General features: G+C 74.8%; 7 protein-coding genes and 2 pseudogenes. 7 read left to right on the top strand and 2 right to left on the bottom strand.

The features are described from left to right. From ABD308_RS26855 to ABD308_RS26830, 6 genes and pseudogenes are all read left to right on the top strand, one after another. Positions 1 to 271, top strand: a pseudogene (locus tag ABD308_RS26855) (aminotransferase class V-fold PLP-dependent enzyme); the annotation flags it as partial. A 58-nt stretch (positions 272 to 329) separates the two neighbouring features. Continuing rightward, on the top strand, positions 330 to 1673 hold the full coding sequence (locus ABD308_RS26850) for an ABC transporter substrate-binding protein (protein WP_344339542.1): 1344 nt from the start codon (positions 330 to 332) through the stop codon (positions 1671 to 1673). Positions 1674 to 1753: 80 nt separating this feature from the next. Further along, on the top strand, positions 1754 to 2608 hold the full coding sequence (locus ABD308_RS26845; protein ID WP_425554855.1) for a carbohydrate ABC transporter permease: 855 nt from the start codon (positions 1754 to 1756) through the stop codon (positions 2606 to 2608). Next, on the top strand, positions 2605 to 3462 hold the full coding sequence (locus tag ABD308_RS26840; RefSeq protein WP_344339536.1) for a carbohydrate ABC transporter permease: 858 nt from the start codon (positions 2605 to 2607) through the stop codon (positions 3460 to 3462). The genes ABD308_RS26845 and ABD308_RS26840 overlap by 4 nt, the downstream gene beginning before the upstream one ends. 8 nt (positions 3463 to 3470) lie before the next feature. After that, positions 3471 to 5249, top strand: coding sequence for a glycoside hydrolase family 36 protein (locus tag ABD308_RS26835; RefSeq protein ID WP_344339534.1), 1779 nt, complete (start codon positions 3471 to 3473; stop codon positions 5247 to 5249). Between the two features lie 29 nt (positions 5250 to 5278). After that, positions 5279 to 6307: a LacI family DNA-binding transcriptional regulator gene (locus ABD308_RS26830; RefSeq protein ID WP_344339532.1), complete on the top strand. Its 1029-nt coding sequence runs from the start codon at positions 5279 to 5281 to the stop codon at positions 6305 to 6307. A gap of 209 nt (positions 6308 to 6516) precedes the next feature. Here ABD308_RS26830 and ABD308_RS26825 read toward each other — a convergent pair whose 3' ends face one another. Continuing rightward, positions 6517 to 7452, bottom strand: coding sequence for a SecDF P1 head subdomain-containing protein (locus ABD308_RS26825; protein ID WP_344339530.1), 936 nt, complete (start codon positions 7450 to 7452; stop codon positions 6517 to 6519). 182 nt (positions 7453 to 7634) lie between these two features. On the opposite strand from ABD308_RS26825, the gene ABD308_RS26820 reads away from it, so the two are divergent. After that, the gene (locus tag ABD308_RS26820) at positions 7635 to 8903 is read left to right on the top strand and encodes a styrene monooxygenase/indole monooxygenase family protein (protein ID WP_344339528.1); all 1269 of its coding nucleotides are present in this window, start codon (positions 7635 to 7637) and stop codon (positions 8901 to 8903) included. Here ABD308_RS26820 and ABD308_RS26815 read toward each other — a convergent pair. Continuing rightward, positions 8880 to 9979 (bottom strand): annotated as a pseudogene (locus ABD308_RS26815) (hypothetical protein); the annotation flags it as partial. The gene ABD308_RS26820 and the pseudogene ABD308_RS26815 sit on opposite strands and share 24 nt — an antisense overlap.

Here is a 9979-nt window from a genome sequence, read left to right as displayed (position 1 = left end):
CGCCGAACTGCTCGCCGCCGTCCGCGCCGCCGGTGCCGAGTACGTCGGCGGACCGGGCGAGCCGGGAGACTCCGGCAGCGGCATCGCCCGGCTGCGGCTGCCCGGCGCCGACCCCGCCGCCGTCCACCGCGCGCTCACCCGCGCGGGGCTGGCCACCACCCTGCGCGCCGGCTGGATCCGGCTGTCGCCGCACGCCAGCACCGACCCCGCGACCGCCGAGCCGCTCGCCGAGGCGCTCGGCCGCGTCCGGCGGGACCCCGCCCGGGCCTGAGCGCCCGCGCCGCCCGATACCCGTCAACCCTCCCTGCCCCTTCTCGGAAAGGCTTGCCATGTCACACCTCACTCGCCGGGACCTGCTGCGCGCCTCGGGCGCCGGCCTGCTGGCCCTGTCCGCCGGCGGCGCCCTCTCCGCCTGCGGCGGATCCGACGGCACCGGCTCCTCCGGCGGGGACGCCGCCACCGGCACCATCACCGTCTGGTCCTGGACCAACGCCGCCGAGGCCCTGCGAGGCGTGGTCCCCGCCTTCGAGAAGGACAACCCCGGCATCAAGGTCGACGTCCAGGACGTCGGCAACCCGGCCATCTGGGACAAGATCACCGTAGGCCTGGCGGCCGGCGGCCAGGGCCTCGCCGACGTCCTCCACATCGGCTGCGACTACCTGCCCGGCTACCTGGAGAAGTTCCCCAACGGCTTCGCCGACTTCTCCGCCCTCGGCGCCGACGCCCACAAGGACAAGTTCACCCCCGGCCTGTGGCCCGTCATCACCGACAAGGACGGACGAGCCCGAGCCCTGCCCTGGGAGGTCAACGCCCAGGGCTTCTTCTACCGCAAGGACATGTTCGACAAGGCCAACCTCGACCCGACCACCTTCGCGACCTGGGACGACGTGATCGCCGGCGCGGACGCCTTCAAGGCGGCCAACCCCGGCGTCGGCCTGGTCGGGCTCAACCGGACCGGCACCCCCGGCCCGGACGTGGACTTCCTGCAGGCCCTCATGCAGCAGCAGGGCGCGTTCTTCTTCGACCTGAAGGGCGACATCACCCTCACCTCGCCCGAGTGCGTCCGCGCCCTCACCATCGTCAAGCGCCTCGACGACGCGGGTCTCGTCATCGAGACGCCCGGCTCCACCGTCTGGCGCTCCCAGATGAAGGAGGGCAAGCTCGGCGCCGGCGCCCAGCCCTCCTGGGCGGCGCACTTCATCGAGAGCAGGTTCCCCGACCTCAGCGGCAACTGGCGGCTCACCCGGCCCCCGGCGGTCACCCCCGGCGGCAAGCGCACCGCCCTGGTCAACTCCACCCACCTCGCCGTCGCCGCCTCCAGCCCGCGCCGCACCGCCGCCTGGAAGTTCGTCGAGTACGCGCTCACCCGGGCCGACGCCGTCAACTCCATGTTCAAGGCCGGCAGCGTCTTCCCCGCGCTCACCGCCGCCTACCAGGACCCGGTCTACGGCGAGCCGAGCGCCTACTACGGCGGCCAGCAGGTCCTGAAGACCTTCACCGAGCTGCTCGCCGAGGGCGGCGACGCCACCAACTACTCCGGCGACTACGCCCGCGCGCTCAAGCTCGTCAGCGACGCCCAGACCAGGGTGCTGACCAAGGGCGCCGACCCGGCCGACGCGCTCCAGGAGGCCGCCAAGCAGATCGCCCAGCAGACCGGGCGCAAGATCAAGTGACCGCCGCCGCCCCCTCGGTGGACGGCCGGACCCCGCTCGCGGCCACCCCGCGCCCCGACGCCCGGGTCCGGCGCGCCCGGCTGCGCCGCCGGGCCGTTCCGTACCTGCTGCTCGCACCCGCCCTGGTGCTCTTCGGGGTCTTCAAGGCCTACCCCATCGTCTCCTCGCTCCTGCTCTCGCTCACCACCGGCTCCGGCAGCGTCACCCGTGGCGCCGGACTCGCCAACTACCGCCGGCTGCTGGACGATCCGCTGTTCTGGACGGCGCTCGGCAACACCGGCCGGATCCTCGTCGTGCAGGTCCCGGTGATGCTCGCGCTCGCCCTGCTCATGGCGGTCGGCCTCAACGCGGCCCTGGTCCGCTGGCGCGTCGTGTGGCGGCTCGGCATCTTCATGCCCACCGTCACCGGCCTGGTCGCCACCGGCGTGCTGTTCGCCTTCCTGCTCAACACCGAAAGCGGCGCCGTCAACAAGGCGCTGGAGGCGATCGGCCTGTCCGGCGTGGACTGGTTCGGCAGCGGCTTCTGGTCCCGGATGGCCATCGTCCTCGTGCTGACCTGGCACTACACCGGCTACAACGCCGTCATCTACCTGGCCGGTCTGCAGGGCATCCCGCGGGAGCTGTACGAGGCCGCGATGGTCGACGGTGCCGGACCGGTGCGCCGGTTCACCTCGGTCACCCTGCCCGCGCTGCGGCCGGTGCTGCTGTTCACCGTGGTGCTCTCCACCATCGGCACCCTCCAACTCTTCGACGAACCCTACGTGCTGACCCGAGGAGGGCCCGACAACGCGACCCTCACGGTGTCCATGTACCTGTACGACAACGGCTTCCGCTACTTCGACTTCGGCTACGCCTCCGCCATCGCCTACGCGCTCACCCTCATCGTCTCGGTGCTCGGCGCGGTCCAGATGCGCCTGATGGGAGAACGCGAATGACACCCGTCACGCCCACCGCCCCCGGCGGCAGGCGCCGCCGGCTGCGCGGCTGGCCGATGACCCTGGTGCTCGCCGCCGTCACCGGCCTGTCCATCGCCCCGTTCTACTGGCTGGTGGTCTCCGCCACCCACAGCGACGCCGAGATCTTCGACTGGCCGCCGCACCTGCTGCCCGGCGGCCACCTCGGCGACAACCTCCGGCACCTCCAGGACCGGATCGGCCTCGGCCGGGTCGTGCTGAACTCCCTGCTGGTGTCCGGGATCCAGACGATCGGCGCGCTCGTCGTCGCGCTGCTCGCCGGCTACGCCTTCGCCAAGTTCCGGTTCCGCGGCCGCACGGTGCTGTTCGTCGTCCTGCTGTCGACCCTGGTCGTGCCGGACCAGGTGATGCTCGTCCCGCTGTTCAAGATGATGATGTCCTTCGGCCTGCTCGACAGCTACCAGGCCCTGATCCTGCCCGGCCTGTGCGTGCCGTTCGCCATCTTCCTGATGCGCCAGGCACTGTCCAGCATGCCCGACGAACTCCTCGACGCCGCCCGGGTCGACGGCGCCGGGGAGCTGCGGGTGCTGTTCGGCGTCGTCGTGCCGGTCATGCGCCCGGTGCTCGCCGCGCTCGGGATCTTCCTGTTCCTCGGCTCGTGGAACAACTTCGTCTGGCCGCTGATCGCCCTGCGCAGCACCGAGATGCACACCCTGCCGGTCGCGCTCGCCACCCTCCAGGGCATGAAGAGCAACACCGACTACGGCCTGATCCTCGCCGGAACCGCGCTGTCCACCCTGCCGATGATGGTCCTCTTCCTGGTCCTGCAACGGCAGTTCATCTCCGGCCTGCTGGCCGGCGCCACGAAAGGCTGAACCGAACCATGACGGACAACGCCGAGAGCACGGCGGCCGCCGAGATCTGGGAGCCGCACACCTCCGCCACCGCGACCGTCGGCCGCCCGCGTCCGGTCGCCGTGCCCGGGCTCGCCGCCGGCCGGCTGGAGCTGCTGGTCGCCGGCACCGCCGAGGTGCGCACCATCGCCCCGGACGTCGTCGAGATCACCGCCGAGGACCCCGGCCGCGACGGCACGGGTGACGTCCGGATCGAATGGCGCACCCCCTGCACCGACGCCACCTCGTTCTGGACCCCCGAACCGCGCGGCACCGGCTGGCTGCCCGCCTCCTGGAGCGCGCCGCGCCGCACCTCGCTCTCCCGCGGCGCCCCCGTCGCCGCCCTGGTCGGCACCGGCGACACCACGCTCTGCGCGTTCGCCGCCGACCGCGAGGACGCCCTGGCCGCCGCCGGCGTCGTCGAGGAGACCGGGGAGTTCCGCTTCTGGGTCCAGGCCACCGGACGGCTCACCGTCCGCATCGACGCCTCCGGCCGGCACTTCGCCCAGAGCCTCGCCGACCTCGCCGACTGGTGGGCCGCCGGGGCCGACCGCCCGGCGCGCGTCCCCGACATCGCCCGCCGCCCCGCCTACTCGACCTGGTACGCGCTGCACCAGAACATCACCCCCGAGGCCGTCGAACGCCAGGCCGCCCTCGGCAAGGACCTCGGCCTCGACACGATCATCGTCGACGACGGCTGGATGACCACCGACCGCACCCGCGGCTACGCCCACTGCGGCGACTGGGAACCCCGCTCGCTGCCCGACACCGCCGCCCACGTCGCCCGCGTCCACGACCTCGGCGTGCGCTACCTCCTCTGGTACGCCCTGCCCTTCATCGGCAAGGACAGCACCGCCTGGGACACCCTCTCCCGGTTCGCGCTCGCCGACGCCGGCCACCTCGGCGCCGTCATCGTCGACCCCCGCTACCCGCAGGTCCGCGCCCACCTCGTCGACCGGCTCGCCCGCGCCGCCGAGGAGTGGGGCATGGACGGGCTCAAGGTGGACTTCGTCGACTGGTTCGGCGTCCAGGACCCGCCCGCCCCCGGCCCCGAGGCCGACTGCGCCACCGTCGACGAGGGCCTGCGCCTGCTGCTCGGCGAGGTCCGCCGCCGGATCGACGCCGCCAACCCCGAGGCGATGATCGAACACCGCCAGCCCTACGTCAGCCCCGGCCTGTGGCCGTACGCCACCATGATCCGGGCCACCGACTGCCCGCTCGGCCCGCACGAGAACCGCCAGCGGATCGTCGACACCCGGCTGATCGCCGGGCCGCTCGCGGTCCACGCCGACATGCTGATGTGGCACCCCGCCGAGCCGGCCGAACAGGTCGCCGGCCACCTGATCAACGTCCTGTTCGGCGTGCCGCAGATCTCCGTCGACCTCGCCGCCCAGAACCCCGGGCAGCGGGAGGCGCTCGCCTTCTGGCTGGGCGTCGCCCGCGCCCACATCGACACCCTGCAGCTCGGCGACCTGCGCCCGTCCCGCCCGGACCTCGGCTACCCGATGGTGACCGCGATCGGCGACGGCGAGGTGATCGTCGGCCGGTACGCGGCGCTGCCGGTCGCGGCGGCGGGGGAGTGGCGTACCCTGCTGGTCGCCAACGCCGACGCCGACCCGGACGTCCGCCTGACCGGCGGCCACGGCATCGCCGAGGCCACCGTCCAGGACGCCCGCGGCCGGGCCGTCTCCACCGCGACGGTCCGCCTCGACGGCGGGGTCACCGTCCACGTCCCCCGGGGCGGCCTGCTGACCCTGCGCCGGGTCTGAGCGCCGCACCACCCCTTCGAGGAGTGCCGATGACCACCCCGGAACCGCGCCCCGCCCGCCGCGCCACCACCATCGCGGACGTCGCCGGCGCGGCCGGGGTGTCCCGGCAGACCGTCTCCAACACGCTCAACGCCCCGCACCGCGTCCACCCCGACACCCTCGCCCGCGTCACCGCCGCCATCGACCGCCTCGGCTACCGGCCCGACCAGTCCGCCCGCTCGCTGCGCACCGGCGAACGCCGCACCATCGGCTACCTCGCCCCGGTCGACGACCCGCACGACCCCAACCCGCTGATGGCCGGCTTCCTCGAAGCACTCGTCGACGCCGCCGGCGCCGAGGGCCACCACGTGCTGCTCCTCCGCCCCGCGGCGGGGGAACGGCACGCCCGGGCGGCGATCGACGCCGTGGTGGCCGCCCGCCAGGTCGACGGACTGATCCTCGCCGACGTCCTGCCCGACGACCCCCGCGCCGCCCACGCCGCCCGCCTCGGCATCCCCTTCGCCGCCTTCGGCCGCACCGGCCCCGGCCTGCCGCCGCACTGGGTCGACATCGACAACGCCGCCGCCACCGCCGAGGCCGCCCGCCACCTCGCCGAACGCGGCCACCGCCGGGTCGCCTTCGTCGGCGCCGCCACCCCCCTGCCCTGGCTGGCCGCCCGCCGCGACGGCTTCCACCGCGAGGCCGCCCGCCTCGGCCTCACCCTGGTCCCCGCACCCGCCGACGGCGACCTCCGCACCCTGCTGCGCTCCCCCGGCCGCCCCACCGCCGTGGCCGCCGACAACGACCTCGCCGCCCTCGACATCTACGAGGCCGCCCGCACCGAGGGCCTCCACATCGGCCGCGACCTCGCCGTCACCGGCTTCCACGACACCCCCCTCGCGCGCCACCTGCGCCCGCCCCTCACCTCGCTGCGCCTGCCCCTGCGCCCCATCGCCACCGCCCTGGTCACCCGCCTCCTCACCCAACTCCGCGGCGCCCCCACCCCCGCCGAGGGCGTCGAACTCCGCGCCGACCTCATCGTCCGCCCCAGCTCCTCCCACCACCCGCCGTCCCCCTGACACAACCCCCGCCCCACGCCGCCGCCCCGGCCAGGAGTCGCCCCGGCTCGCGCCGGTGAAGATCCCGGTGCCGCCGTCACCGGGGCGGATTCCGCGCGGGTGACGGCGGCCGGGTGACGTCGTACTCGGCATCCGCGCCGTCGTGCGGAGCGTGCGCGTCCGGCCGTCCGTTCGCCGTGGTCGGCGCTCGGCGCGGCCGCGGCGAGGTCCTACGGTGTCGCTCCGACGGGCGGCAGCGTGGTGACGGCCGATCGCTGGAATTCGATCGGCAGCTGGTGGGCCAGCGCCGAAGCGAGCTGCTCGGCGGCCTCGCGGGTGAAGGACCCGCTGATGACCACCTCGCCCCCGGTGAGGGCCTCTCTCACATAGGGGTGGGACACGACCTCCCCGTCCACCACGATCGCGAACTCGTTGCCGGGGCTGGGCAGGGCGGCGAGCCGGCCGGTGCTGTCGGCGAAGTCCTTGGTACCCGCGGGGTTGAAGGACAGCCGCACCTGCCAGCCGTCGGTCCCCTGCTCCGCGAAGGCCGCTTCCGCGCCGACGATGTCGGCACCGTTCACGGAGGCGGGACCCAGCGCGAACTTGTACCGGACGTCGTGTTCCGCCGCGGCGCCGAAGGCGAGTGCGGGCACGGACGCGGCGGCCTGGAGGTCCGGGAGGTTCCGGTCCTCGGCGCAGTCGAGGGCGGCGAACCGGGCGGCCAGTTCGGGCGGGGCGGTGCCCTGGAGGAGCGGGTCCGTCGGGTCGGAGGGATCGGCCTCGGGCGCCGTCGGGCACGGTGCCAGCGCGAGGACGGGGCGGAAGAGCAGCTGCCCGGGCCTGGTGACGGCGGTGAGTCTTCCGCCCGCGTCGCCGGGTGCGGTCACGGTGATGGTGCTGCCCTGGATCGTGGTCCTGACGTCGGTCAGGCCCAGGGCGGCGGCCCGCGCGCGGAGTTGGGAGGCGCTCCGTTCCAGGTTCTCCTTGGTGGCGGTGGTCGCCGCGGTGAGGGTGATGGCGGTCCGTGTGGTGTCGCCGGTGGCGGTGGTCTTCGCGGTGTCCTGACCGGAGCACGCGGTGACGGCCGCCAGGACGAGCAGGACAGCCGCCGGGCGGGTGGTGCCGCGCAGGACGGTCCCGGGCCTGCGCCCGAATGAGGGATGCATGGCTGCCAGTGTTTCCACGCCCTTCTCCGGCGGGGGACCACTTGACCCAACCGTGACAGGCTTCTTGGGCGGAGGCCGCCCGCCCACGGGTGGCGGTGTGCGGGGCGGGGCGGCTGACGTGCCCCGGGGGTGTCTGGACACGGTGGGGGCGTTCGGCGGAAGCTGCTCGCCTGGTGACCGACATGGAGGTGTGTGCTGTGCGGCGGATCGCGGTGGTGGGGGCGGGGCAGGCGGGATTGCAGGTGGGGCTGGGGTTGTTGGGGGCGGGCGGGTACGAGGTGACGGTGGTGGCGGCGCGGCGGCCGGAGGAGGTGCGGGGCGGGCGGGTGATGTCGACGCAGGCGATGTTCGGGCCGGCGTTGCGGGTGGAGCGGGCGGCGGGGCTGGATCTGTGGGAGGGGGAGGCGCCGGGGGTGCGGTCGGTGGACGCGGTGCTGGTGCCCGAACCCGGGGTGCGGGCGCTGGAGTTCACCATGACGATGGACGAGCCGGCGCAGTCGGTGGACCAGCGGCTGAAGATGGCGCGCTGGCTGGAGCTGGTGGAGGAGCGCGGCGGGCGGGTGGAGTACCGGGAGCTGGACCTGGCCGGGCTGCGGGAGTTGGCGGCGGCGAACGACCTGACGGTGGTCGCGGCGGGGCGCGGCGAGCTGGCCGGGATCTTCGAACGGGACGCCGCCCGTTCGCCGTTCGACGCGCCGCAGCGGCGGCTGGCGGCGCTGTACGCGCACGGGGTGGGCGCGCCCGATCCGGCGGCCGGGCCGCGAGCGCGGATGCACGCGGTGCCCGGGGTGGGGGAGTTGTACCTCCAGCCGGCGCTGACGCTGTCCGGCCGGTGCGACATCCTGCTCTGGGAGGCGCTGCCGGGGAGCCCGTTCGACTGCTTCGACGATCGCCCGGGGGCGGTGGAACAGCTGGAGCGGATGCGGGAGTTGATGGCGCGCTACCTGCCCTGGGAGGCGGAGTTGTGGGCGGGCGCCGAGCCCACCGATCCCGGTGGTTCGCTGTGCGGCGCGCTGACGCCGGTGGTGCGCCGGCCGGTGGCGGAACTGGGCGACGGGATCGCGGTGTTGGGGATCGGGGACGCGGTGGTGGTGAACGACCCGATCACCGGCCAGGGCGCGAACGGCGCGGCGCTGGCGGCGGACGCCTGTCTGCGGGCGATCGTCGAGCGCGGGGACGGTCCGTTCACCGCGGCGTGGATGACCGGCGTGTTCGAGGAGTTCTGGGAGCGGCACGCCCGTCACGGCGTGGAGTTGACGGCGGCGCTGCTGACGATGCCCGACCACCTCCAGGAGGTCTTCGCGGCCGCCGGCGAGCACGAGGCGGTGGCCCGTCGGCTCGCCCGCACCTACGCCGACCCCGCCGACTACGCCGAGTGGCTCGCCACGCCGGAGCTGGCCGCCGCCTATCTGGCCTCGGTGGGCTGGTCAGGGAGCGTCGCCCACCCGTAGTTCGGTGGTGATCTGGCGGCGGCCGGTCAGCAGGGCCTCGGTGAGGACGCCGGCCGTCACCAGGGCGGTGAGGGCGAGGGCCGGGGGCAGGACGGCGGCGGGGCGCGGCGGGAGGCCCGGCGGGACGTGGGTGCCGAGCAGGGCGGACAGGTCCAGGGCCGGGCCGAGGAGGGCGGTGGCGGTGAGGGAGGCGAGGACGCCGCCGGTCGCCGCGAGGAGGGTCTGCGGCAGGGTCTCGACGAGGAGGAGCGCCAGGCCCTGGCGGGGGCGCAGGCCCATGGTGCGCAGCCGGGCGAGGGTGGCGGCGCGGTCGGGGGCGGCGCGCAGCAGGGTGAGCAGGGCGGCGAGCAGGGCGAACGCGCCCGCGCCGGCGGTGGTGGCCCGGAACACCCGGGTGGCGGCGTGTTGCAGCGGGTCCTCGGCGAGCGCGGTGGTGAGGCCGGCGGCGGTGTTCACCAGGTAGCCGTCCGGGAGGTCGGTGGGACGCGGGCCGACGTGGGGGATGCCGGTCAGCCGGGCGGTGTCGGCGAGCAGGGGGTGCACCGGCAGGTCGTGCAGCAGCCGCCGCACGGCCGCCTCGTCCACGTCGCCGATGGCGAACCAGTGGCCGTGGTCGCCCAGTTCGGGGGCCCGGGCGGTGGCCGGGCCGGCCGGCAGGACGATGAACGGGTGGGTGGAGTCGCGCAGCGCGGGGGTGGCGTCGATGGTGCCGGCGTACTGGGCGCGCAGTTCGCCGGTGCTGGTGAGGTAGACGCGTTCGGCTCCGGGGTGGCCGCCGAGTTGCTCGACCAGGCCGCGGGAGTAGAGGGCGGGGACCGGGACGTCGCGTCCGTCCGGCCAGGCCGGGCCGTCGGGGGCGGCGAGTCGGGCCGGGTCGAAGGCGCCGCGGCCGACGGTGCGGGAGATCTCGGCGTAGGCGGGCGGGTCGACGACCAGCAGGCTGATGGTGAGGTGGCGCTGGCCGGGGCGCAGGACCGCCGCGTCGGTGAGCAGGGTGACGGCGGTGGCGGCCCGGACGCCGGGCAGCCGGCCGGCCGTTGCGGTGAAGGACGCGGGCAGGCCGTAGCCCCTGGGGG

The sequence above is a fragment of the Kitasatospora putterlickiae genome (assembly GCF_039527695.1).
Taxonomy (GTDB): Bacteria; Actinomycetota; Actinomycetes; order Streptomycetales; family Streptomycetaceae; genus Kitasatospora; species Kitasatospora putterlickiae.
This window is presented reverse-complemented; position numbering and strand designations above follow the sequence as displayed.

Bases quoted from the DNA above. Each gene is read 5' to 3' on its own strand.
- ABD308_RS26825 (WP_344339530.1), bottom strand. From the start codon at position 7,452: ATGCATCCCTCATTCGGGCGCAGGCCCGGGACCGTCCTGCGCGGCACC.
- ABD308_RS26850 (WP_344339542.1), top strand. From the start codon at position 330: ATGTCACACCTCACTCGCCGGGACCTGCTGCGCGCCTCGGGCGCCGGC.
- ABD308_RS26835 (WP_344339534.1), top strand. From the start codon at position 3,471: ATGACGGACAACGCCGAGAGCACGGCGGCCGCCGAGATCTGGGAGCCG.
- ABD308_RS26840 (WP_344339536.1), top strand. From the start codon at position 2,605: ATGACACCCGTCACGCCCACCGCCCCCGGCGGCAGGCGCCGCCGGCTG.
- ABD308_RS26830 (WP_344339532.1), top strand. From the start codon at position 5,279: ATGACCACCCCGGAACCGCGCCCCGCCCGCCGCGCCACCACCATCGCG.
- ABD308_RS26820 (WP_344339528.1), top strand. From the start codon at position 7,635: ATGGAGGTGTGTGCTGTGCGGCGGATCGCGGTGGTGGGGGCGGGGCAG.